The following is a 23,346-nucleotide window of genomic DNA, read 5'->3' as shown; positions in this document are numbered from 1 at the left end:
ACTCGGTGATCTCCGCTCAGCGGGCAGCTGTTGAGGGCCGATGTGGTCTGCCCGCCCTGTCTGGAAGTCGTCCTCTGGGCTGACCCGTTGCGATACCTGCGGCGGACGCGACGGATCGGTGCCGTTGCCTACTGTCGGATCGTGGCGCACAATCGTGCGCCACGATCGGACGGACGCAATGCACCAACTCACCGAGGTCATCCTCGATACCGTGACCTCTCCGTGGGTGTTCGCGGTGGTCTTCCTTGTTGTCGTCATCGACGGGTTCTTCCCTCCGATTCCGAGCGAAACCATCGTCGTCGCCGCTGCGGCGATCGGAGTGACAGCCGGAACCCCCCACCCGCTGCTCATTGTGCTTGTTGCCGCTGTCGGTGCCGCCTTGGGCGACAACATCGCCTACCTCATCGGTCGGGGCATCGGTGTCGACCGCTTCCGCTGGATGAGGCATCCACGAATGACACGAGGTTTCGACAGGGCTTCGAAGGGAATCCGGCAGCGACCAGCCGCGCTCATCCTCACCGCGAGATACATCCCGGTCGGACGGATCGCCGTCAACATGACCGCGGGCGCCACTCGCTTCCCCCATCGCCGATTCTGGCCACTCACCTTGCTCGCCGGAGCGTCGTGGGCCGCATACTCCGTGGCGATCGGAGTACTCGCCGGCCACTGGGTCTCTGATCAGCCGATTCTCGGCGCCGCGATCGGGGTCGTTCTCGCGGTCGCGCTCGGGGTCGTTCTCGACCGGGTGACGCAGCTGGTCGCGCGCAGGCGTGCCGCTCAGGTCCGCCCACGGATGCGTCGGGCCAGGTCGGCGGCCGTCGCCGAGACCTCACGCACCACGGCGTCGGATGCCGTTCCGGCCGGGAATGTCACCGCAACAGCGGCAGCGGGCCAGCCCACGTGGTCGGGAACAGCCACCGCGACGGATGCCATCCCCGGAGACACCTCCCCGTCTTCCGTAGCCACACCCGATGCCGGGACGGCGTCGAGCAGCCGACGCAGCTCGCTGTAACGGGTGGGCCCGATCCCGGTGCGGTCGACGAAGGACGCCGCATCGGGAAAGAGCGCCCGCACCTGCCCACGCGGCATCCCGGCGAGCATCGCCCGACCAGATGCCGTCAGGTGCGCCGGAAGCCGCACCCCGACGTCGGTGACGAGGTGAGGCCGACGGGGAGCTCGCTCCTCGACGATGTAGAGGACATCGCGCCCGTGCATCACCGCGAGGTGCGCGCTCTCGCCGACCCGGTCGACGAGGTCGGCCAGCAGGGGATGGCCGAGCCTGCTCAGTGGCTGTTGCCGCGCGAACCCCCCCGACAGCTCGAACGCGGCGACGCCCAGACCGAACCGCCGCGCCTCGGGCAGGTGAACGACGAACCCGCGATCCTGCAGAACGCCGAGCAGGTGGTACACGGTCGAGCGAGGAAGGTGGAGCGCCCCAGCGATGCTGGCTGCGGCGATCGGTCCACGCTGGGCGGCGAGGTGCGAGAGGATGCGGAGCGTGGCATCCGCCGCTGGAACCTTCGAGTCGGCCATCGTGTCCACCTTGCGAATCAAACTGTCTGGGATACCGGACTGATCCGAGTGTACGGCTGTTGCCGCCCGAGCAGCGGAATGGTCGACTCGGAGGATGAACAGCACAGCTACGACGGCCCTCGCTCCCGGGGCGATCGTCACTGTCGGGCGCGCCGGCCTCACAGACGGTGACGTTGTCGCCGTCGCCCGGTTCGACGCCCGGATCGGGCTCGACCCGGCAGCGCTCGACGAGGTCAGGGCGACCAGAGCCATCATCGACGCCCTCGCCACTGACCCGGTCGGTCACTACGGGATCTCGACCGGATTCGGCGCTCTTGCCACGACATTCATCGACGCTGAACGCCGCGGCCAGCTGCAGCAAAGCCTGATCCGCTCGCATGCCGCCGGGTCAGGACCCGAGGTGGAACGCGAGGTCGTGCGCGCCCTCATGCTGCTGCGATTGTCGACGCTGATGACCGGTCGCACCGGAGTGCGCGTCCGAACCGCGCACGCATACGCTGACCTCCTGAACGCGGGTATCACCCCGGTAGTGCGCGAGTTCGGTTCGCTGGGCTGCTCGGGCGACCTCGCCCCTCTCGCCCACTGCGCCCTGGCGGTGATGGGAGAGGGTGACGTGCGTGATGCCACCGGAACGCTCGTTCCGGCGTCAGATGCTCTGCGCGCTGCCGGCCTCGAGCCGGTGCTCCTTGCCGAGAAAGAGGGACTCGCGCTCATCAACGGGACGGACGGCATGCTCGGCATGCTCGTACTCGCCTTGCACGATCTGCGGATGCTGCTCCAGACCGCGGACGTTTCGGCGGCGATGAGCGTGGAAGCTCTTCTGGGAACGGATGCCGTGTTCGCGGCGGACCTGCACGCCATGCGGCCCCAGATTGGCCAGTCGGAGTCAGCTGCGAACCTCCGCGCTCTGCTCAGCGGCTCGGCGATCACCGCGTCGCACGCCGGCCCGGAGTGCACGGCCATCCAGGACGCCTACTCGCTTCGGTGCAGTCCGCAGGTGCACGGCGCGGCGAGAGACACCGCAGACCACGCGGCCAGGGTGGCTGAGCGGGAACTGCAGAGCGCGATCGACAATCCCGTCGTCACCGCCGACGGGAGGGTCGAGTCCAACGGCAACTTCCACGGCGCTCCGATCGGCTACGTGCTCGACTTTCTGGCGATTGCCGCCGCCGACGTGGCATCGATGTCTGAACGTCGCACCGACCGCCACCTCGACGTGGCCCGCAACCGCGGCCTTCCGCCGTTCCTCGCTCACGAGGTCGGCGTCGATTCGGGCCTGATGATCGCGCAGTACACCGCGGCGGGGATCGTCTCGGAGCTGAAACGCCTCGCAATGCCAGCGTCGGTGGATTCGATCCCCTCGTCGGCGATGCAGGAGGATCACGTGTCGATGGGCTGGGCGGCGGCCCGCAAGCTGCGCCGCTCTCTCGACGGGCTCGCCCGCGTTCTCGGTATCGAGGTGCTCACTGCTGCCCGGTCGCTCGACCTGCGGGCTCCCCTGCGGCCGGCACCGGCAACAGCCGCAGCACTCGCCGCCGTCCGGACGGTCGCTGCGGGACCGGGCCCCGACCGGTATCTCTCCCCCGAGATCGAAGCCGTCGCCGGTCTCGTGCGCTCCGGCGCGATCAGGGATGTCGCGGCAGCCGTCACGAAAGGACTGAAATGAGCGCCCCACGCACCGTTCGCGCAGCCCGCGGGACCGCCATCACCGCCAAGAGCTGGCAGACCGAGGGCCCATTGCGGATGCTGATGAACAATCTCGACCCCGACGTGGCAGAACGGCCGGACGACCTCGTCGTTTACGGCGGCACCGGTAAAGCCGCCCGCAGCTGGGAGGCGTTCGACGCGATCGTCGAGACGCTCGAATCGCTCGAATCCGACGAGACCCTCCTCGTGCAGTCGGGCAAGCCGGTCGGCGTCTTCCGCACCCACGAGTGGGCGCCGCGCGTTCTCATCGCGAACTCGAATCTTGTCGGGGACTGGGCCACCTGGCCGGAGTTCCGCCGACTCGAGGCGCTCGGGCTCACCATGTACGGGCAGATGACCGCCGGATCGTGGATCTACATCGGCACCCAGGGCATCCTGCAGGGCACATACGAGACCTTCGCCGCCGTCGCCGCGAAGCGCTTCGGCGGGACCCTGGCCGGCACGCTCACCCTGACCGGAGGTGCGGGTGGAATGGGCGGGGCTCAACCGCTCGCCGTCACCATGAATGACGGCGTCGTTCTGATCGTCGACGTCGACGTGGCCCGGTTGCAGAGGCGCGTCGAGCACGGCTACCTCGACGAACTGTCCTCCTCGCTGGATGAGGCGGTCGAGCGCGTGCTTGCCGCGAAGACCGACAGGCAACCCCTGTCTGTCGGGGTCGTCGGCAACGCCGCCACCGTGTTCACCGAGTTGCTCGGCCGCGGCGTTGCGATCGACATCGTCACCGACCAGACCAGCGCGCACGACCCGCTTTCCTATCTGCCGGAGGGAGTCAGCGTCGACGAGTGGCCTGAGCTGGCGGCACGCGACCCGGAGGGCTTCACCGCCCGAGCCCGCGCCTCCATGGCGAAGCAGGTGGATGCGATGGTCGCTTTCCAGGATGCCGGCGCCGAGGTCTTCGACTACGGCAACTCGATCCGCGCGGAAGCACAACTCGGCGGGTGCGAGCGGGCCTTCGACTTTCCCGGGTTCGTGCCCGCGTACATCCGTCCCCTGTTCGCCGAGGGCAAGGGGCCGTTCCGTTGGGCGGCGCTTTCCGGCGACCCGGCCGATATCGCTGCAACGGATCGCGCCATCCTCGAGTTGTTCCCAGACGACGAGCATCTGCATCGCTGGATCACGAAGGCACAGGACGCCGTGCGGTTCGAGGGCCTGCCCGCCCGCATCTGCTGGCTCGGCTATCAGGAACGTCACCTCGCCGGTCTGAAGTTCAACGAGATGGTCGCGTCCGGGGAGCTCAGTGCGCCGCTTGTCATCGGCCGCGACCATCTCGATTCGGGATCGGTCGCGTCACCGTATCGCGAGACCGAGGGGATGGCGGACGGCTCGGACGCGATCGCGGACTGGCCGCTGCTCAACGCGCTGCTCAATACCGCATCGGGTGCCACCTGGGTCTCGATCCATCACGGTGGAGGCGTGGGCATCGGTCGGTCGATCCACGCCGGCCAGGTTCTCGTCGCCGACGGGACCGTCCTGGCTGCCGAGAAGATCGCCCGGGTGCTCGTCAACGACCCGGGCACCGGGGTGATGCGGCACGCGGATGCCGGCTACGACCGGGCGATCGAGGTCGCTCATGAACGCGGGCTGCGGATCCCGCTTCCGCGATCATGACCGCTCACCTGCTCACCGGCATCCGTCAGCTCGTCACCAACGACGCGGGGCGCGAGGGCCTGCTCGGAGTCGTGGACGAGGCCGCGGTCGTGATCGGTGACGGCCGGATTCTCTGGGTGGGCCTGGCGCGTGACGCCCCTGCCGCCGACACCGTGACGGATGCGACCGGGTCTGCCGTTCTCCCCGGTTTCGTCGACAGCCACACCCATCTGGTCTTCGGCGGTGATCGCGCGGCCGAGTTCGAGTCGCGAATGGCGGGTCGGGCATATTCAGCCGGAGGCATCCGCAGCACGGTCGTGGCGACGCGGGCGGCATCCGACGACGAATTGAGGGCCAGGCTGAGGGTTTTCGGTGCCGAACTTCTCGCGCAGGGCACGACCACGATGGAGATCAAGAGCGGCTACGGCCTCACCGTGAGCGATGAGGAACGACTGGTGCGACTCGCTGCCGAGGTGTCGTCTGAGGTGACCTTTCTCGGAGCCCACGTGGTGCCCCCCGAGTTCGCTGCCCGGTCAGGTGACTATGTCGATCTCGTCGTCGGCGAGATGCTCGACGCGTGCGCGCCCTACTCGCGGTGGATCGATGTTTTCTGTGAAACCGGTGCTTTCACTGTGGCCGAGGCCCGCCGGGTGCTCGAGGCGGGCATCGCCAGGGGGCTGGGCGCCCGGGTGCATGCCAACCAGCTGGGTCCGGGCGATGGAGTCCGGCTGGCTGTCGAGCTCGATGCTGCGAGTGTCGACCATTGCACCGTGCTGAGCGACGACGACGTGGCTGCGCTCGCGGCATCCGACACAGTGTGCACTCTGCTGCCAGGGGTCGAGTTCTCGACGCGGCAGCCGTATCCGGATGCGCGACGACTGGTCGATGCGGGAGTGACGGTAGCTCTGGCGAGCGACTGCAACCCCGGTTCGAGTTTCACATCGTCGATGGCGTTTTGCATCGCGGTCGCCGTTCGGGACATGGGGATGACACCCGAGGAGGCCGTATGGGCGGCGACAGCGGGCGGAGCGGCGGCATTGCGCCGCTCGGACGTCGGTCGGATCATCCCGGGTGCCAGGGCCGACTTGCTGCAGCTGCGGGCGCCCGATGTCGTGCACCTCGCCTATCGCCCCGGCGTGCCACTGGTCGAGCGCGTGTGGAAGGACGGCGAACTCGTCGTCGGCTGAGCCTGCGCCTGCTCATGGAGCTCTCTCCTGACTGTGGAGAGAGCCCCATGTCACCGCGATGCGATGCCCGCAGCAACCTCGAGCACGCAGAGCGCCGCGAGACGCACGGTGCGACCGTCCGGGGCATCCAGCAGCGCGTCGATCTCGGTGATGTCGACCGAGCGCACCCGGACGTCAGCTCCGGCAGCCCGTGCGACGGCCCGCAGTTCATGCGCAGCGATTCCTCCGGGAACGGATGCAGGGCAGGCAGGTGCCACCGTGCGGTCGCACACGTCCACGTCGAGGTCCACGTGAATCGGACCGCCTGCGCTCCCCGCTACGTCGAACGCCTCGGCGAGGATGTCGGCGAGCGGGCGGGAATGCAGCGCGCTCCTCGGCACCACGGTGATACCGAGATCCAGCGCGCGTTCGGTGTATGCGCGGGAGTTGGCGAAGTCGGCTATCCCGATCTGCACGATCCGCCGGGGGTCGAGTCCGGCTTCGATCAGACGGCGCACGGGGGATCCATTCGAGATGCCGTCGCGGAGGTCATGGTGCGCGTCAAGTGTGACGAGTCCCGCCGAGGGCAAGTCACTCCCCCACGCGCCAAGCGCAGCCGGAACGGTCGCGGCGTTGTCCCCGCCGAGCGCCACGGTGAGGGTCGCGGGTGCGGCAGCAGCCGCCATGAGGGCCGTTGCGATCGGTTCGCCGTCGCCGTCCGGTTCCACAGCGTCACCGGCGTCGGCGAAGACGAGCTCGTCGAGGTTGCGGCCATCGAGAGAGGCTGCATACGGGGAATAGCGCCGCAGTGCCGCGCGCACGGCAGCGGGGGTCGCGTGGGCGGAGGTCGGCGACAGCGACGTTCGCCAGGTCGGGATGCCGATGAGCGCCAGGTCGGCCGGCCCTCCGAGGTGCAGAGGCCAGTCTCCCGCTCGCGGCCAGAGGGGGTCAGCAGGAAGATTCGGCATCGGCATGGGAGAACGCTAGCAAGCACGTGCCGGTGCCGACAGGCATCCGTGCGGGCGCGCGTCCGGGATCCCGGACCGGATGTCGCCGTCCGGAACCGATGCCGTCGCGCCTATGCCGTCGCCGCAGCCTCGCGGGCGGCCCGGCGGGCAAGCCGCCTTTCCCGCGCGCCCTCGACGAGGTTGTAGAGCGTCGGGAGCACGATGAGCGTGAGGAACGTCGAGGAGACCAGGCCACCGATCACAACGATCGCAAGCGGCTGCGAGATGAACCCGCCGTGCCCGGTGATTCCGAGCGCCATCGGCACGAGAGCGAAGATCGTGGCGAGTGCGGTCATCAGGATCGGACGGAGCCTTCTGCTCGATCCATGACGAACGGCTTCAGCCACACTCATCCCCCTGTCGCGGTACTGGTTCACGAGGTCGACGAGCACGATGGCGTTGGTCACCACGATTCCGATGAGCATCAGGACACCGATGAGGGATGCCACGCCGAGCGGCACGCCAGTGATGACCTGCAGGCCGATCGCTCCTGTCGCCGCGAACGGCACCGAGACGAGCAGCAGCAGCGGCTGGCGGAGCGACCGGAAGGTCGCGACCATGACGACGTAGACGATGAGGATCGCCGCGAGCATGGCCAGCCCGAGCTGCTCGAACGCCGTGCTCTGGTCGGCGGTGACGCCACCGAGGCTGGCGCTGGCACCCCCGGGAAGATCGAGCGAGTCGAGTGCGGCGGTGACCTCGGCACTCGCGGTGCCGATGTTGTCGCTCGATGGGGTGATCGCGACGGTGGCCGAACGCTGGCCACGCACCGTGGTGATCGACGACGGACCGTCGACCTCTTCGACGGTGGCGAGCGAATCGAGGCTCACCGGTCCGAGTATGGTCGGCACGGTCAGTGCGGCGAGCTCGGCCATCGACGTCGGGGGGTTCTCGGTGGCGATGTAGATGCTTACGGTTGTCTCGTCGATGACGATGGTTCCTGCGGTCGACGGCTGCATGGCTGCCGAGACGAGACTGCCGAGCGCCACCTCCGAATAGCCGGCCTCAGCCGCGCTGTCACGGTCGACCTCGATAGCGATGTACGGGCGCGAATCGCTGAGGTTGTTGGTGACCTGGCGCATGCCGTCGAGGTCCTCTGCGGCTGCCGTCACAGCGTCCGTCGCCTCCTGGAGTGCGTCCTGTGTCGGGGCGGTGATGTCCACCTCGATGTCGCTCGATGCCCCGAATCCACCGGATGCCGCCACCTCGATCTCACCGGCGCCGTCGACGTCGGCGAGTTCGGTGCGCACGCGGGACTGCAGTTCTTCCTGGTCGGCGTCTTCGTTCGTGGTGATCGAGTAGGTGATGCTGCCGGCTCCGCCGCCCGTGAAAGCGTCGCGCAGGCTGCTCCCGGACGATCCGATCGAGAGCTGGACTGTTTCGATGCCATCGATCCCGCGCAGGGCTTCCTCGACCTGTCCAGCGGCGGCATCCTGCGCTTCGAGGCTGGAGCCGACCGGGAGCGTCTGCGAGACGGTCAGGGTGTTCTGTCCGGAGTCGCCGAGGAAGTTCGTCTTCATGAACGGCACGAGCGCCAGGGTTCCGCCGAGGACGAGAACCGCGAGCAGAATCGTGACGAGCGAGTGCTTCAGCGTCCAGGCGATGATCGGCAGGTAGCCCTTTTGCAGGAGCGTGGGGTGGTCGAGTTCGTCTTCGTCTTCGGTGCCGCTTCGGCGGGAACGACGGGTCGAAGGCGACGCGGGAACCGATGCCGCCTCGGCCACGAGCACGGGAGCGGGTTCGGTCACTGTCTCCGCTGCGGCGGTGTCGGCTTCGGCTTCGGCGACGTCGACACGGTCGGCGTCAGCACGATCGGGGGCGACAAGGTAGCGGGCTTCGACGATCGCCGGAGAGGCGAACACGCCTGAGGGAAGCTCGCTGGTCACAGGCGCGGGGTCGCCGGCGCCGACGGCGGCTGGAGCATCCACGTCTGTGCCGGCGGATCCCGTGCCTGTCGAGGATTCCAGCGCGGCGGCCTTCTCGGCTCTCGACCGGCGTGCCTCTCTCGCAGTGCGCGGCTCCTTCGGCTGGCGCGCGTCTTTCGCGCGGAGGAACCAGTACGCGAGCACCGGCACGATGGTGAGAGAGACGAGGAGCGACGCGAGCAGCGCGATCGTCACCGTGAGCGCGAACGGGCGGAACAGCTCACCGGTCATGTCACCGACGAACGCCAGTGGCAGGAAGACGGCGACGGTCGTGACCGTCGACGCGGTGATGGCACCGGCGACCTCGCGAACGGCGGTCAGGATGGAGAAGGTACGGCCGTCTGCACTGCGATCCCGTGCCGCGTTCATGTGCCGTTTGATGTTCTCGATCACCACGATCGAGTCGTCGACCACCCGGCCGATGGCGATGGTCAGCGCACCGAGGGTGAGGATGTTGAGCGTGTAGCCGGTGGCCTGCAAACCGATGAAGGTGATGAGCACCGACGTGGGGATCGAGATGGCTGTCACCAGGGTGGCGCGGAAGTCGAGCAGGAAGACGAGGATGATCAGAACGGCGAAGACCAGCCCGAGGAGCCCTTCGGTCGCCAGTGATTCGATCGACTGTTCGATGTACGGCGCCTGGTCGAACACGATCGACAGTTCCACGTCGGAGCCGAGAGCCTCTTCGAGGTTGGGAAGCAGTGCCCGAACGCCCTTCGAGACGTCGACGGTGTTCGCAGCAGGAAGCTTCGTCACGGCGATCGTGAGAGCAGGCTTTCCGTCGACCCGCGAGATGCTCGTCACCGGGTTGTCAGTGAGGGCGACGGATGCGACGTCGCCGAGGGTGAGGAGCTCACCGGGGGTCGCCCCGATCAGTGGGAGTGCAGAGATGTCGTCGACCGATCCGAGCTTCGACCCGGTCTGCACGGCGAAGGTGCTGTCGTTCTCGGTGATCTCGCCTGCCGGGCGGAGCACGCCGTTCTGTTGGAGCGTGCGGCGGATGTCTGAAGCGGCCAGACCGGCATCCTGCAGTTCACCGGCATCCGGAGTGATCGTGACCCGCTGACCGACATCACCGACGAGAGCAGCCTCGCGAACGCCCTCGACGTCTTCGATATCGGGAACGGCGGTGCGGCTGAGCGCTTCGGAGAGCGCGTCGGTGTCGCCGTCGGCGCCGGTCGCCGCGAGTTGGATGACCGGCAGATCGTCGAGGCTTCCCGAGAGGACCTGCGGGTCGATGTCGGCGGGGAGTTGCGACTTGATGCGGTTGATGGCCTGATTGATTTTCTGCTCGGCGGTGGCCAGGTCGGTGCCGTAGGTGAAGGTGGCCGAGATGAGGCTGAGGTTCGTCGACGAGGTCGCACTCGTGGACTCGAGGCCGGCGACGCCCTGAATGGCGGTCTCGATCGGGGTGGAAACGTCGTCGTTCACCACTTCGGGGGCTGCACCCGGGTAGTTGGTGATCACAGCGAGCTGCGGGAACTGCACGCTGGGGGCGAGTTCCTGCTTGAGGCTGGTCAGTGCGATTCCGCCGAACACGGCCGCGACGATGGTGACGAGTGCGATGAGCGCACGGTTTCTCATGCTGAGGACGGCGAGGGCGTGCACGATTCTCCTGTAGCCAAGGCGATGGATGCCGCGATCGCGACGAGCGAGGCGGTGATAGGCCGCTCAGCCAGTGAAATTCTGTCACAGTCCACAGCCCCACGATCGCGTATTCGCGGCGAACAGACAGTCTGGCGACGGCCGCGGATCAGACCACGCCGGCGAGCAGGGCGGAGTCGGGCACAGGGGCCCGCATGATCGACCGCCACGCGGAGGCGAGAGCGTCGATGGCGAGTTCGGTGTCTGCGACCGGGTAGGTGATCGGGATGCGCAGAAAACGTTCGAATGCCCCATCGATTCCGAAGCGTGGCCCTGCGGCGATGAGCAGTCCCTGACTGCGCGCGGCCAGGGCGAGCTGTGAACTGACGGGGGCGCCGAGCCCGACCCAGGCGGCGAGCCCGCCCGAGACGTGCGGAACCTCCCACTGCGGCAGCCGTTCGGCGAGCAGCTGCTCGACCCGATCGCGAGTGGCGCCGAGTTGGTGGCGACGCGCCAAGAGGATCTCCGGCATCTCGGGCAGTAGTTCGAGCGCGGTGAGCTGCTCGAGGATCGGCGTTCCCAGGTCGCTCGCCGTTCGTGCAGAAACCAGCTTGCGGATGACACCGCGTTCGGCCCGGATCCAGCCCAGGCGGATCCCACCCCACACTGTTTTTCCGAACGACCCGACGGTGAGGATCTTCGCACCGGCGTCGTCCGAGGCAGCGAACGGTAGAAACGGGATGCCGCTGTCGATGTCGAGCTCGGCCGTGGTCTCATCGATGACGAGCACAGTGCCCTGCCTCGCCGCTGCGCGGCACACCCGCCGACGGGCATCCGTCGTCATTGTCGCCCCTGTCGGGTTGTGGAAGTCTGGCATCAGATACGCGATCGTCGGCGACGACCTGTCGATCGCCTGCTCGAGCTCGTCGGTGTCCCAGCCGTCAGCAGCCGTTACGGCGACGGGTACGAGGCGGGCGCCGGCGATGCGGAGTGCGTCGTGGGCGTGCGGATAGGTGGGGTGTTCGATGACGGCCCGGTCGCCTCGCGACAGGTGCGTCCGCGCGATCAGCCCGATCGCATGTTGCGCACCCAGGGTGACCATGATCTCGTCAGGGGAGGTGGGCAATCCTGCGTCGATGTACCGGTCAGCGATCGCCGCCCGCAGTTCGGGGAGCCCCATCGTGTCGTAGTCGAAGTCGTCGAGGTAGTGCGTGAGCCGTGCAGCCGCCCGCTGTGCTGCCCCGGTGATCTGGTCGACGGCGGGAAGAGCAGCCTTGCTGAAGTCGAGGTAGCCGGACCCGGCGGTCGGCCCTGGACCCGGTCTCGCGCCGGGGAGCTGGGCGACGCTCCCGGAGCCGCGGGTGCTTTCGAGGAAGTCACTGTCGCGCAGTTCCCGGTAGGCGGCTGTCACAGTCGTGCGGCTCACATCGAGCCGTTCGGCGAGGTCACGCTCAGCCGGTAGCCGGGTGTCGGCGGGGATGCGGCCGTCGAGGATGAGCAGGCGAATTCGATCGGCGAGGCTGCGGTACGCGGCGTCGTCGGTTCGCCACCGCCCCAGAAGAGCGGACAGGGCTCGAGCGGTGATGTGGACCTCTGCCATGAGGCCACTATAGAGAGATTGGCCTCTTGATAGAAGGCCAATTATCAAATTGGATTGCACTTATGATTCGACGTTCCGTCCAATTGCTGATTGGACTCTTCCTGTATGGCATCGCGCTCGCGCTCATCGTGCGGGCCGCCATCGGCGTCGCACCGTGGGACGTCCTCACCCAGGGGATCGCTCTCAAGACCGGACTGGGTTTCGGGCTGATCACCATCGGGGTCGGCGCAATCGTGCTGCTGCTGTGGATTCCGCTCAAGCAGAAGCCGGGAATCGGGACGGTTCTCAACGTTCTGCTCGTCGGGCCGGCAGCCGATTTCGGTCTGTGGCTGATCCCCGATGGCCTCGACCTGTGGGTGCGGATCCTGCTCTTTCCTGCCGGGCTGATCGTGCTCGCGCTTGCCACCGGCCTGTACATCGGTGCGCGATTCGGCGCAGGACCCCGCGACGGGCTGATGACCGGGGTGCACGAACTCACCGGCTGGCCGATCTGGGTCGGACGCACCGGGATCGAAATCGTCGTCCTGTCCATCGGCTGGATCCTCGGTGGCAACGTCGGGATCGGAACCGTGCTCTTCGCCGTTCTCATCGGGCCGCTGTGCCACGTCACGATCCCGTGGTTCCGCATTCGCCTGCCGGGCGACCAGACCGACGACCGCCTCGAGGGCACCGTCCTGCCCAGCCAGCCCCTCGTGGACTCCCCCGCCAATTAGCGACGGCATGACCGACGGCATCCGCTCACCGGATGATGAACGGATGCCGTCACATCAGTTTCAGAGGTTGCGGTCAGCGTAGACCGCAAGCGCGTCGCGCACGAACTCGGCGCCGTGGAGGCCACCGTAGTTCGCGGCGAATCGCTCGTCGGCGACGTACATCTCGCCGAGTCCCGTCACGTATTCCTTCACGGCTCCCGGCGTACCCGGGATCGAGCCGAGCCACTCGACATGTCGCGCGGCCAGCACTTGCGCCTCGGCGCTGGCTGCTGAGACGCCTGACCCGGCAGCCGCCGTCCAGTCGGAGTGGAGCGTGGATACGAGCCCCTTCCACTCTCGCTTTTCCGTATCGGTCTTCGACCGCCACCAGGCGTCGGAGCTGGCGTAGGCTTCCGTGCCCCAGCGCTCCTCCACCTCGTCTTTGTACCGGGTGTGGTCGAAGCCATCGAACATGTTCTCTGCCATCAGTTGTTCACCTCCTTCCAGCTTGTTGAGGGTGTCCTCGACAGCTGCGATCTGCAGCGTGAGGCGGTCATGCTCGCGGCGGAGCCAGTCCAGGTGCGAGCGCAGGGCCGGGCCCTGGTCGGCCGACCGGCTCAGCACGTCGGCGATCGCCGGCAACCCGAGGCCGAGGTCCCGCAGGAGCAGGATCCGCTGGAGCCGCACAAGCGACTCCTCGTCGTAGTAGCGGTACCCGTTCGCGCCGACCCTGCTCGGTTCGAGCAGGCCGATCTGCCCATAGTGCCGCAGGGCGCGGCTCGTCGTTCCCGCATGTCGGGCGACCTCCTGAATCGACCAGTCCACTGCGCCTCTTCCCGTGTTGATGATCTACCTCACGCTAGAGGTTGACGCCGCGTCAAGGTCAAGCAGTAGTCAAGGTCAAGCAGTAGAGGTGCGGCGAATTGCGGATGCCGTCCGCGGAGCGAATAATCGCTGAGAACCCCTCTTCGATTGGACCCCATGGACACCATCACCGTCTCCGAACTCGCGAAGCTTCCCGACGCAGCCATCATCGACGTGCGCGAAGCAGATGAGTTCCGCCAGCTTCGTGCCGTCGGTGCCGTCAGCATCCCGATGAGCCAGTTCGTCGAGCGGAGCGGCGAACTTCCGGCCGACGAGACGCTGTACCTGATCTGCGCATCCGGAGTCCGCAGCGCCAGCGTCGCCGACTACCTCACCGGGCACGACTACCGGGCAGTGAACGTCGAAGGCGGCACATTCGCCTGGCGGGACGCCGGGTTGCCCGTGACGGAGGGCTAATCGTTTCCTGAGTGTTTCTCAGCGACCCTTGCCTCACGTTCAGACGCGATATATCGTGATCAGATCAATTGCGATATATCGCGAACCGAGAGCGGCCTCGCGGCTGCCGGGGAGAAGGAAGAACAATGGCTCTGGAAAAATGGATCGTGCTCCCTGGGGAGTCACGCATCATCGACGTCGAGCTCGTGCGCAAGCTCAAGGTCGGCCTTGTCGGAGGTCAGATCGACATCATCGGGCACGACGAATCCTCGGCGCGGGTCGAAGTGCACAGTGTGTCTGGCCGTGACCTCAAGATCTCGATCGACGGCGACGTCCTCGAAATCGATCATCCCCAACTCGGCTGGGAGAACTTTCTCGACGTCTTCAAGTCGTTCGGACAGAACTCGGCCAAGGCGCAGATCAGCGTTCTCGTTCCGCGTGCCGTCGCCCTGAACTTCGGCATGGTGTCGGCGAGCGCCCTCGTCTCCGGCCTCACCACCGATGCGCGACTCTCGACTGTGAACGGTGAGCTGCAGGTCGAGGGCGTCACCGGGGACCTCGACCTCAAGAGCATCTCAGGCGAAATGAGTGTGCAGTCGCACACCGGCGCAGTCAACGCGCACACCGTCTCGGGCGACATCACGGCATCCGGGCAGCTCACGCGCTTCTCGAGTGACGGCGTTTCCGGCGACGTGTTCGTCGACGCACTCGGACACTGCGACAAGATCTCGGCCAACACCGTGTCAGGCCACCTCACCGCGCGTCTCAGCGCGGACGTCGGCGCCCGCTATGTCGTCAACACCGTCTCAGGCACACTGCAGCTCGACCACTCGGTGATCAAAGGCACGCGCGGTCGCGGGTTCTCGAGCACCACAGAGGGCGACGGCAACTTCTACACCGACGTGTTCGCGAATTCCGTCTCAGGCAACGTCTCGGTGATTCGCCGAGCGGCAGCGGCGGAGAAGTCACGAGGCGCTGACGGTGCCGAAGACGCAGACGTTTTTCACACGGGTGGTCTGGCATGACCCCCGTCTTCAGCCACGGCAGCCTCCGGCTGTACCTGCTCAGTCTGCTCGCCGAGGGACCGAAGCACGGCTACGAGTTGATTCAGTCGCTGTCCGAACGATTTGGCGGAACCTACTCCCCCAGCGCAGGCACGATCTATCCCCGGCTCGGCAAGCTCGAGGAAGACGGTCTGGTGACCAAAGAGAGTGACGGCCGCAAGACGGTCTACTCGATCACGGATGCCGGCAGACAGGAACTCGCAAACAGACAGGGAGACCTCGAGGCGATCGAACTCGAGCTGACCGACTCGGTTCGGCGGCTGGCGGACGACGTTCGCATCGGGGTGACGGATGCCATGCGCAGCCTCAAGGCGGATCTCGCGTCTGCGGCCAGGCAGGCCAAGCAGGCGGCGTCGAGCGGGCCGTCGGTCTCCACGGAGGGCGCTGACCCCCGCACGACCGGCAGGATCGCGCTCCACGAAGCAGACGTCGTCATCTCCGCCTTCCGTTCCCAGCTCCGCACGGACCTGCGCACGCAAGCCGCGGCAGGAACTCTGACGGATGCCACGGTGCAGCAGCTCCGTGATGACCTCGACCGCGTGCGCGAGGGCATCACTGCGACGTTCGGTTCGACCACCGAATAGCCCGCATCAGCGACGAGAAGAAACGGCCCGACCCGACAGGGCGGGCCGTTTCTTGTCGTCCTGCTTGACAGCGTCCGGCGAAAGAGTAGTGTTCTCGCTCGTGACTACAGAGGGTAAACAACCCGGGTCTGACAGCCGATCGGCCAAGCGCCTTCTTCTCGGCGAACCACTCCCCACAGACAAACTCGACGGCCAGCTCCTCCCGAAGAAGCTCGCCCTCCCCATTTTTGCGAGCGACGCCCTGTCGAGCGTCGCGTACGCGCCGCAGGAACTCCTCATGATCCTCATGCTCGGCGGACTCGCATTTCTGAGCTTCGCCCCCTGGGTGGCTGCGTGCGTCGTCGTGCTCCTTGTCGTCGTCGTCGCCAGCTACCGGCAACTGATCAAGGCATACCCGTCCGGTGGTGGCGACTACGAGGTTGCGCACAAGAACCTCGGCGAGAAAGCCGGCCTTGTCGTCGCATCCGCGTTGCTCGTCGACTACGTCCTCACCGTCGCCGTGTCGGTGGCATCCGGCGTCGACAACATCATCTCGGCCCTGCCAGACCTGAATCCCTGGCGGATCGAACTCGCCGTCGGCTTCGTGCTGCTGCTCATGGCCGTCAACCTCCGAGGCGTGCGCGAATCGTCGAAGGCCTTCGCGGTTCCCACCTATCTGTTCATCGGCAGCGTCTTCGTGATGATCGTCGTCGGCCTTCTCCGCACGGCGTTCGGCGACGCGCCGGTCGCGTCGAGCGCGGCGTTCACCGTCGAGGGAGAGGATCTCAGCCGAGCCGCGTTCATCCTCCTGCTCCTGCGTGCGTTCTCCAGCGGGTGCAGTGCGCTCACCGGTGTCGAGGCCGTCTCGAACGGCGTCCCTGCGTTCCGTCGCCCGAAGGTCAGGAATGCGCAATCGACGCTCGTTCTCATGGGCGGAACGGCCATCGTGCTGTTCGCCGGGCTCACCGCCGTCGCGCTCGTCTCCGGAGTGCACTACGCCGAGAACGCGTGTTCTCTCGACGGCTTCGCCAATTGTGAGACCGCTCCCCAGCCGAGCCTGATGGCGCAGGTCGCTGCCGCGGTGTTCGGGCAGGGCAGCATCCTGTTTTTCATCATCCAGGCAGCCACGGCCTGCGTGTTGCTTCTCGCGGCGAACACCGCCTTCAACGGGTTCCCGCTGCTCGGCGCCGTCCTGGCCAGGGACGCGTACGCCCCGAAGTCGCTCAACACCCGCGGCGACCGTCTCGTCTTCTCGAACGGGATGATCCTGCTCGGGCTCGCAGCCTGCGCCATCCTCGTCATCTACCAGGCCAGCCTCACCCAGCTGATCCAGCTGTACATCATCGGCGTGTTCGTTTCGTTCACTCTCGGCCAGACGGGCATGGTGCGACACTGGGTCAGGATGCTCCGCGCGGGCGAAGGCGACCGCGGGGAAGTCTGGCGCGGCCTGGTCATCAACTCCGGCGGCGCGCTCCTCACTGCCGTCGTGCTCATCGTCGTCACGGTGACGAAATTCACCCACGGTGCCTGGCTGGTCTTCGTGCTCATGCCCGTCCTGTACACGCTCATGCTCGGGGTCAACCGGTACTACCGCGACGTCGACAGGGAGATCGAGGTCGACGACACCACGACCTTCGGCTCAGCGGGCGATCACGCGATCGTGATGATCGGCAAGATGCAGAAGCCGGCGCTGAAAGCCCTGGACTACGCTCTCGCTGCGCGTCACGAATCGATCGCTGCCGTCCACGTCTCCACCGACGAGGAGGCGACGCGTCTGCTGGAAAACCAATGGAAGCAGCAGGACATCCGGGTGCCGCTGGTCATCCTCGAGTCCCCGTATCGTGACTTCGCCGTGCCGATCGTCACGTACATCAAACGTTATCGAGAGCTGCACGGCCCGACGGTCGTCACCGTCTACCTCCCGCAGTACATCGTCGGGCACTGGTGGGAGTCGCTGCTGCACAACCGCCGGGCGAAGCGGGTGCGCAACCAGTTGATGCTTGTCCATGGCGTCGCCATCGCGCTCGTGCCGTGGCTGCTCGACTCGTCGGAACTCATCTACGGCCGCCGGTCCCGGCCGCTGCCAGGCCAGGAGCGCCGCGGTGAGCCGATCAGGGCCGTCACACGCACACCGCTACCGCCGCCGGGAGACCGCCACGCTCATCGATGAGCACGTCGACAGGCCGCGTGAACGAGCCCGGCTGGCGCCCGCGTCGACGGCGGTTCCCGGTGGGGCACCATGCTAAGATCGAAGTTAGTCTTTATCGTTCCCTGGTGGGTGAAAACCATAGGGCGGATCTTCACCGCCCCGCTACTAATTCGTAAGGGGGTCTCGCATGGGGCGTGGCCGTCAGAAGGCAAAGCACACCAAGATCGCGCGTGAGCTGAAGTCGTTTAGTCCTGATGTGAACTACGACGCTCTTGAGCGCGAGCTCACGGGTCATTCACACGACGACGCCTACAGCGACGAGGCAGCGAAGTGGTCGGAGTACACCGACGACTACCCCGCAGGAGAACCCAAGCGGGCCTGACCCAGCGACGTTTCTACGCGGCGCGAGCTGCCCGGCGTTTGTTCCACCACGCCCAGAATCGTGACATTGAACGTTTGAGGAAGCCAGCGAGTCGGCGCGCCCAGCGGAATTCGGTGCCGAGAAGAGCAAGTCCAAGAAAGACGATGAGCCACCCTGGTCCCGGCAGCGGGACGAGAAGCAGCCCGAGAATTGCCGTTCCGCCGCCGAAGACCCCGACGACCAGTCGGTAGACGCTGCGCAGCCGCGGACGCGTGTCGATCCACGCGCGCAGTGATCGCAGCATCCGGCGGAGAGGGTGCGCGGGATTCTCGCCTTCGGCGATGTCGCGACGGAGTTCGACTTCGGAAACCATGGCCTCACGCTAGAGCGTGAGGCTGGAACTTTGCCCCGAGCCGTCAGCCCGTCAGCCCGTCAACTCAGAGGATGCCGCTGACCGAGACGACGACGGCGATCACGGCGGCGACGACGACGATCCCGGTGACCCCGGCGATGGTCATCAGGAGTTCATCGCGCGCTGCTTCACGGACCTCGGTGAACGGGCTGGATAGCCGCTGACCTGTGCGTGCAATGCTCATGATGTCGAACCCCTTTCGTGAGTGAACTCTGTCACGAACGAAGGATGTCGACTGATCCGCCTGCACAGTCTTGACTTCGTGCGAGCGGTGTGCCTGAGGGTCAGGACAGCTGGTTGCGCTCCACCCAGTCGAGATACTCGGGGGTCACCGTTCCGGTGACGTAGTCGCCGGTGAAGCAGCTCATCTCGAGCTCGGTGACGTTCGAGCCCTGGATGATGGCCTGCTTCATGTCTTCGACCTCCTGGTAGATGAGGCGGTCGGCTCCGAGCTCGCGCGAGATTTCGGGGATCTTGCGGTTGTGCGCCACGAGTTCTGCACGCGACGGCATGTTGATGCCGTACACGTGCGGGTACCGCACAGGAGGCGCCGCCGAGGTGAACGTCACCTTGTTGGCACCGGCAGCACGTGCCATGTCGATGATCTCTTTCGAGGTCGTCCCACGCACGATCGAGTCGTCGACGATGAGGATGTTCTTGCCCTTGAACTCGGTCGACATCGCATTGAGCTTCTGTCGCACGCTCTTCTTACGCTGGGCCTGGCCGGGCATGATGAATGTGCGACCCACGTAGCGGTTCTTGTAGAAGCCCTCGCGGTATTCGATGCCGAGCTTCTGGGCCACCTGCATGGCAGCGGGCCGCGAGGAGTCCGGAATGGGCATGACCACGTCGATGTCGCCCATCGGGGTGTGTTCGGCGATCGTTCCAGCGAGACGGTCGCCGAGCCGCAGTCGTGCCTCGTACACCGAGATGCCGTTCATCACCGAGTCGGGGCGGGCCAGGTAGACGTACTCGAACGAGCACGGAACGAGACGCGGGTTCTTCGCGCACTGACGGGAGTACATCTCGCCGGACGTCGTGATGAAGATGGCCTCACCCGGCGCGACCTCCCGCACGACCTCGTATCCGGCGCTTTCGAGAACGAGGGACTCGGAGGTGACGATCCACTCTTCTCCGACCAGGCCGGCGGATCGCTTGCCGAGGATGAGGGGGCGGATGCCGTACGGGTCACGGAAAGCAAGCAGGCCGTGCCCGGCGATCATGGCGATGGCGGCATACGATCCTTCAACCCGCTCGTGCACCTGCGAGACGGCGGTGAAGACCTGGTCGGGGTCGAGTTCGAGTCCGGTGATCTGCGACTGCAGTTCGGTCGCCAGCACGTTGAGCAGCATCTCGGTGTCGCTCGTGGAATTCACGTGTCGGCGGTCGATGTGGAAGAGGTCGTCGGCGAGCTCACGGGTGTTGGTGAGGTTGCCGTTGTGCACGAGGATGATGCCGTACGGAGCGTTGACGTAGAACGGCTGGGCTTCCTGCTCGTTGTCTGCGATGCCTTTGGTGGCGTAACGCACATGGCCGAGGCCCATCTTGCCGAGCAGGGAGCGCATGTCACGGGTGCGGAACGCCTCGCGCACCTGGCCCTTGGCCTTGTGGATGTGGAACGTCGGACCGTCAGCGGTGGCAATACCCGTCGAGTCCTGTCCACGGTGCTGCAACAGCAGCAGTGCGTCATAGACCTGCTGATTGACAGGCTCAGGTGAAACGATGCCGACGATGCCGCACATACCTAGCGGGCTCCTTGCGTTGCGCTGTTGTTAATGGGAGTAGCTTCCGACCAGGCGGACGGCTCCGCCGTCGACACCCTTTGCGCCCTGCTCGAAGCCGCTGAGGTCGCGGGCGGTCGTCGACACGGTTCCGACCTGCCAGGTGGGGATGCCACCGGCAGTGAGATCTGCGGAGATGGTCGGTGCGGCATCCGCTCGAACGACCGCGAGGAAGCCGATGCCGAGGTTCCAGGTTCCTTCTGCACTCTCGAGGCTCGACGACGCGAGATCGCTCAGCGTGCGGAAAACCGGCGCAGGCGACCAGCTGCTGCGATCGACCTCGACCCAGCTTCCGGCGGGAAGCACACGGGCGAGGTTCGCGGCGATGCCGCCGCCCGTAACGTGCGAGAGCGAGTGCACGGTCCCGGGGTGCCGGCCGATGAGGTCGAGGAGCGGGGACGTGTAGAGACGGGTCGGCTCGAGGAGGACCTCTCCGACGACGCCACCGAGTTCGGCCGAGATATCGGTGAATGCGATGCCGCGTTCGGCGAGGATGTGCCGCACGAGCGAGTATCCGTTGGAGTGCAGCCCGGAGGACTCCAATGCGAGGACGGCGTCGCCGTCCTGCACCAGGTGTGCACCCAGAAGATCGTCGGCTTCGATGACGCCCGTTGCCGCGCCTGCCACGTCGTAGTCATCCGGCCCGAGGAGACCGGGGTGCTCAGCGGTCTCTCCCCCGACAAGGGCGGTTCCGGTTGCGGAGCAGGCGCGAGCGATCCCGGCGACGATGTCTGCGATTCGCTGCGGGACCACCGTGCCGCAGGCGATGTAGTCGGTCATGAAGAGGGGCTTCGCGCCGACGACGACGATGTCATCGACGACCATGCCGACGAGGTCCTGCCCGATGGTGTCGTGCTTGTCGATCGCCTGCGCGATGGCTACCTTGGTGCCGACGCCGTCGGTCGAGGTGGCCAGAAGTGGCCTGGTGTACGAGGTGAGGAACGAGACGTCGAACAGCCCGGCGAACCCGCCGACTCCTCCGAGCACCTCGGGGCCGTGCGTGTTGAGGACGGCTGACTTCATCAGCGAGACCGCGAGGTCTCCGGCGGCGGTGTCGACACCGGCCTTCCGATAACTCGTGGAGGAGTCCTCGACCGGAGAGTGTGTGCTCACGCGTTGCCCTCATTCGTCGTGCGGGGATTGTACTCGAGTGCCGGCGTGGATTCCGTGTCTTCGGCATCCGGTTCGACGACCGTGACGGTGTCGGAGGCGTCTCGCACGTCAACTCTATCGGCTTCGACCGTCGGGCTCCTGCGGTCGTTGCGGCGGTCGAGCAGGATGGCGACGGTGAGGGCCAGGGCGATGCCGACGACGACCCCGATCAGCAGGAGGAAACCGAAGACTTGCAACTGGGAGAACTCCGGAAGGCCGCGCGAACGGGCATATTCAGGGTCAGGCGGGATCGCGACCGTGAGCACGAACGCGGTGATGGCTCCGAGCAGAGCACCGAGCAGGGCGAAGTTCGCGAACTTCGGGGTGCGACGCACACGCACGGTCCTGCGGCCGGAGTCCGGAACGGACCCGGAGTCCGGGACGGACGGTGCGGAGACGGGGTCTTGCTCAGAGCGGGACGGCTCAGTGTTCATACCTCCATTGTCCCTTAGAAAGTTGGGTGTTCATCCCGCTCCCCTTTCTGGGCAGAGGGACGACGCAACGGTGCGTCACGCGAGGTCGCCACTAGCCTGTGAGGATGACGGACGAGAGAACGAAGACCGGGTTCGTGGCGGGATTCCTGATGGGGCTTCGACTGCTCGGTCGGGGGTTCCGGCTGTGGAGCACCTCACCGCGCCTGATGCTGATCGGGGCGATTCCCGGCGTCATCACCCTCGCCCTGTTCAGCGTCGCCGTGGTGGTTCTCGCTCTGAACCTCGAAAACGTCGCGACATTCCTCACCCCGTTCGCCGCATCGTGGGACGAGGGATTTCGCTCGGGGCTGCGGTTCCTCGTCGCCGCAGCACTCATCGCGGCCGAGGTCCTGCTCCTTGTCTATCTCTTCGCTGCTGTGACGCTTCTTCTCGGCCAGCCGTTCTTCGAGAAGATCTCGGAGCGGGTCGAAGAGTCTCTTGGCGGGGTCCCTTCGGAGGTCGAGGTGCCGTTCTGGCCGTCCATCGGTCGCGGGATCTGGGAGTCGATCCGGCTCCTCGCGCTCACCGTGCTGATCGGACTCGGACTTCTGTTGCTCGGGTTCATCCCGCTCGTCGGTCCGATCTGTGCGGCCGTCCTCGGTGCGTTCACCGGGGGTTGGTTCCTCGCTCTCGAGCTCACCACCGTTCCGTTCGAACGCCGCGGGCTGCGGCTCGACGACCGGCGACGGCTGCTCACGGCCCAGCGCTCGACGACCCTTGGCTTCGGTGTCAGCGTCTTCCTGCTCTTCCTGTTGCCGCTGGGTGCGCTCGTCACCATGCCGGCCGCCGCAGCCGGGGCGACCCTGCTGGCACGCCGCGCCCTCGGGGAGAGCGACAGACTCTGACGTCGGCGGAAAGCGCGAACGGCATCGATGCTGCACTTTCTCGTCGATGCTGCGGTTGCAACGACAGCATCGACACACAGGTGCAGCGCGGGCGAGCCCGGACGCTCAGGGGTCTCGAAGCACCGGGATGTGCCCGGTGAGGTCGGCGCGCCCACCGGATGCCAGCACGGTGCCCGACGCGACGGCATCCGTCCACGACATCGACCCGGTGGCGAGCGCCAGCCAGGTCTCGGCATCCGTCTCGATCACGTTCGGCGGAGTGCCGCGGGTATGGCGAGGACCCTCGATGCACTGGACAGCGCCGAACGGCGGCACTCGCACCTCGAGGGTGTTGCCGCTTGACCGCTCGGCCAGCAGCTGGAGGGTGTACCTCACAGCGGCAGCGTAATCGTCGCGCGATGCGGCCTCGCGGACGGCCCGATCGACCGCCGCGCGCCCTACGTCGTCAGGAATACGGGCACGTGCCATGCGCTCTAGGCTAG

21 protein-coding genes and 1 pseudogene are annotated in these 23,346 nt (G+C 66.5%); 11 read left to right on the top strand and 11 right to left on the bottom strand.

Annotated elements, in window-relative coordinates:
• Nucleotides 1–40: 40 nt before the first annotated feature.
• Nucleotides 41–640, top strand: a pseudogene (locus IWX78_RS09005) (DedA family protein); the annotation flags it as partial.
• Between the two features lie 137 nt (nucleotides 641–777).
• On the opposite strand, the gene IWX78_RS09000 reads toward IWX78_RS09005, so the two are convergent.
• A complete protein-coding gene (locus tag IWX78_RS09000) occupies nucleotides 778–1,533 on the bottom strand; it encodes an IclR family transcriptional regulator (RefSeq protein WP_196833177.1) in 756 nt (251 codons plus the stop codon).
• Between the two features lie 94 nt (nucleotides 1,534–1,627).
• Here IWX78_RS09000 and hutH point away from each other — a divergent pair, with 94 nt between their 5' ends.
• From hutH to hutI, 3 genes are read left to right on the top strand one after another with little or no spacing between them, the layout of a single operon-like run.
• Nucleotides 1,628–3,199: a histidine ammonia-lyase gene (gene hutH, locus IWX78_RS08995; protein WP_196833176.1), complete on the top strand. Its 1,572-nt coding sequence runs from the start codon at nucleotides 1,628–1,630 to the stop codon at nucleotides 3,197–3,199.
• Nucleotides 3,196–4,851: a urocanate hydratase gene (gene hutU, locus IWX78_RS08990; RefSeq protein ID WP_196833175.1), complete on the top strand. Its 1,656-nt coding sequence runs from the start codon at nucleotides 3,196–3,198 to the stop codon at nucleotides 4,849–4,851. Before hutH ends, hutU begins: the two co-directional genes overlap by 4 nt.
• The gene (gene hutI / locus IWX78_RS08985; protein WP_196833174.1) at nucleotides 4,848–6,017 is read left to right on the top strand and encodes an imidazolonepropionase; all 1,170 of its coding nucleotides are present in this window, start codon (nucleotides 4,848–4,850) and stop codon (nucleotides 6,015–6,017) included. The genes hutU and hutI overlap by 4 nt, the downstream gene beginning before the upstream one ends.
• 50 nt (nucleotides 6,018–6,067) lie before the next feature.
• On the opposite strand, the gene IWX78_RS08980 is transcribed toward hutI, so the two are convergent.
• The 3 genes from IWX78_RS08980 to yczR all read right to left on the bottom strand — a co-directional run bounded on the left by IWX78_RS08980 (nucleotide 6,068) and on the right by yczR (nucleotide 12,112).
• A complete protein-coding gene (locus tag IWX78_RS08980; RefSeq protein WP_196833173.1) occupies nucleotides 6,068–6,970 on the bottom strand; it encodes an arginase family protein in 903 nt (300 codons plus the stop codon).
• Nucleotides 6,971–7,074: 104 nt separating this feature from the next.
• Entirely contained in the window at nucleotides 7,075–10,536 is a 3,462-nt protein-coding gene (locus IWX78_RS08975) for an efflux RND transporter permease subunit (protein WP_196833172.1), read from the bottom strand.
• A gap of 145 nt (nucleotides 10,537–10,681) precedes the next feature.
• Nucleotides 10,682–12,112, bottom strand: a complete 1,431-nt coding sequence (gene yczR / locus IWX78_RS08970) for a MocR-like transcription factor YczR (protein WP_196833171.1) — start codon at nucleotides 12,110–12,112, stop codon at nucleotides 10,682–10,684.
• 62 nt (nucleotides 12,113–12,174) lie between these two features.
• Between yczR and yczE the strand changes: the two genes are divergently transcribed.
• On the top strand, nucleotides 12,175–12,825 hold the full coding sequence (gene yczE, locus IWX78_RS08965) for a membrane protein YczE (protein ID WP_196833170.1): 651 nt from the start codon (nucleotides 12,175–12,177) through the stop codon (nucleotides 12,823–12,825).
• A 60-nt stretch (nucleotides 12,826–12,885) separates the two neighbouring features.
• On the opposite strand, the gene IWX78_RS08960 is transcribed toward yczE, so the two are convergent.
• Nucleotides 12,886–13,629, bottom strand: coding sequence for a MerR family transcriptional regulator (locus tag IWX78_RS08960; protein ID WP_196833169.1), 744 nt, complete (start codon nucleotides 13,627–13,629; stop codon nucleotides 12,886–12,888).
• 156 nt (nucleotides 13,630–13,785) lie between these two features.
• Between IWX78_RS08960 and IWX78_RS08955 the strand changes: the two genes are divergently transcribed.
• The 5 genes from IWX78_RS08955 (at nucleotide 13,786) to IWX78_RS08935 (ending at nucleotide 18,222) form a co-directional block, all read left to right on the top strand.
• Nucleotides 13,786–14,085 (top strand): rhodanese-like domain-containing protein, encoded by a 300-nt coding sequence (locus IWX78_RS08955; RefSeq protein ID WP_196833168.1) that lies wholly within the window; start codon nucleotides 13,786–13,788, stop codon nucleotides 14,083–14,085.
• Nucleotides 14,086–14,210: 125 nt separating this feature from the next.
• On the top strand, nucleotides 14,211–15,089 hold the full coding sequence (locus tag IWX78_RS08950) for a DUF4097 family beta strand repeat-containing protein (protein ID WP_196833167.1): 879 nt from the start codon (nucleotides 14,211–14,213) through the stop codon (nucleotides 15,087–15,089).
• Nucleotides 15,086–15,712, top strand: coding sequence for a PadR family transcriptional regulator (locus IWX78_RS08945; protein WP_196833166.1), 627 nt, complete (start codon nucleotides 15,086–15,088; stop codon nucleotides 15,710–15,712). Before IWX78_RS08950 ends, IWX78_RS08945 begins: the two co-directional genes overlap by 4 nt.
• 100 nt (nucleotides 15,713–15,812) lie before the next feature.
• Nucleotides 15,813–17,861 carry an APC family permease gene (locus IWX78_RS08940; protein ID WP_334684649.1) on the top strand — a complete coding sequence of 683 codons (2,049 nt, stop codon included), beginning with the start codon at nucleotides 15,813–15,815 and terminating at the stop codon, nucleotides 17,859–17,861.
• Nucleotides 17,862–18,027: 166 nt separating this feature from the next.
• Complete coding sequence (locus tag IWX78_RS08935; RefSeq protein WP_196833165.1) at nucleotides 18,028–18,222, top strand: DUF3073 domain-containing protein; 195 nt, start codon at nucleotides 18,028–18,030, stop codon at nucleotides 18,220–18,222.
• A gap of 13 nt (nucleotides 18,223–18,235) precedes the next feature.
• Here IWX78_RS08935 and IWX78_RS08930 read toward each other — a convergent pair whose 3' ends face one another.
• From IWX78_RS08930 to IWX78_RS08910, 5 genes are all read right to left on the bottom strand, one after another.
• A complete protein-coding gene (locus tag IWX78_RS08930) occupies nucleotides 18,236–18,574 on the bottom strand; it encodes a TIGR02611 family protein (RefSeq protein WP_196833164.1) in 339 nt (112 codons plus the stop codon).
• Nucleotides 18,575–18,638: 64 nt separating this feature from the next.
• Nucleotides 18,639–18,797 (bottom strand): hypothetical protein, encoded by a 159-nt coding sequence (locus tag IWX78_RS08925; RefSeq protein ID WP_196833163.1) that lies wholly within the window; start codon nucleotides 18,795–18,797, stop codon nucleotides 18,639–18,641.
• Nucleotides 18,798–18,897: 100 nt separating this feature from the next.
• Nucleotides 18,898–20,355, bottom strand: coding sequence for an amidophosphoribosyltransferase (gene purF / locus IWX78_RS08920; protein WP_196833162.1), 1,458 nt, complete (start codon nucleotides 20,353–20,355; stop codon nucleotides 18,898–18,900).
• A gap of 30 nt (nucleotides 20,356–20,385) precedes the next feature.
• The gene (gene purM / locus IWX78_RS08915) at nucleotides 20,386–21,507 is read right to left on the bottom strand and encodes a phosphoribosylformylglycinamidine cyclo-ligase (RefSeq protein ID WP_196833161.1); all 1,122 of its coding nucleotides are present in this window, start codon (nucleotides 21,505–21,507) and stop codon (nucleotides 20,386–20,388) included.
• Nucleotides 21,504–21,980, bottom strand: coding sequence for a hypothetical protein (locus tag IWX78_RS08910; RefSeq protein WP_196833160.1), 477 nt, complete (start codon nucleotides 21,978–21,980; stop codon nucleotides 21,504–21,506). Before IWX78_RS08910 ends, purM begins: the two co-directional genes overlap by 4 nt.
• A 104-nt stretch (nucleotides 21,981–22,084) precedes the next feature.
• Between IWX78_RS08910 and IWX78_RS08905 the strand changes: the two genes are divergently transcribed.
• Nucleotides 22,085–22,864 (top strand): EI24 domain-containing protein, encoded by a 780-nt coding sequence (locus IWX78_RS08905; protein ID WP_196833159.1) that lies wholly within the window; start codon nucleotides 22,085–22,087, stop codon nucleotides 22,862–22,864.
• A gap of 105 nt (nucleotides 22,865–22,969) precedes the next feature.
• Here IWX78_RS08905 and IWX78_RS08900 read toward each other — a convergent pair whose 3' ends face one another.
• Entirely contained in the window at nucleotides 22,970–23,332 is a 363-nt protein-coding gene (locus tag IWX78_RS08900; RefSeq protein WP_196833158.1) for a sterol carrier family protein, read from the bottom strand.
• Nucleotides 23,333–23,346 lie beyond the last annotated feature (14 nt).

Source organism: Mycetocola sp. CAN_C7 (assembly GCF_015752285.1).
GTDB lineage: Bacteria > Actinomycetota > Actinomycetes > Actinomycetales > Microbacteriaceae > Mycetocola_A.
This window is presented reverse-complemented; position numbering and strand designations above follow the sequence as displayed.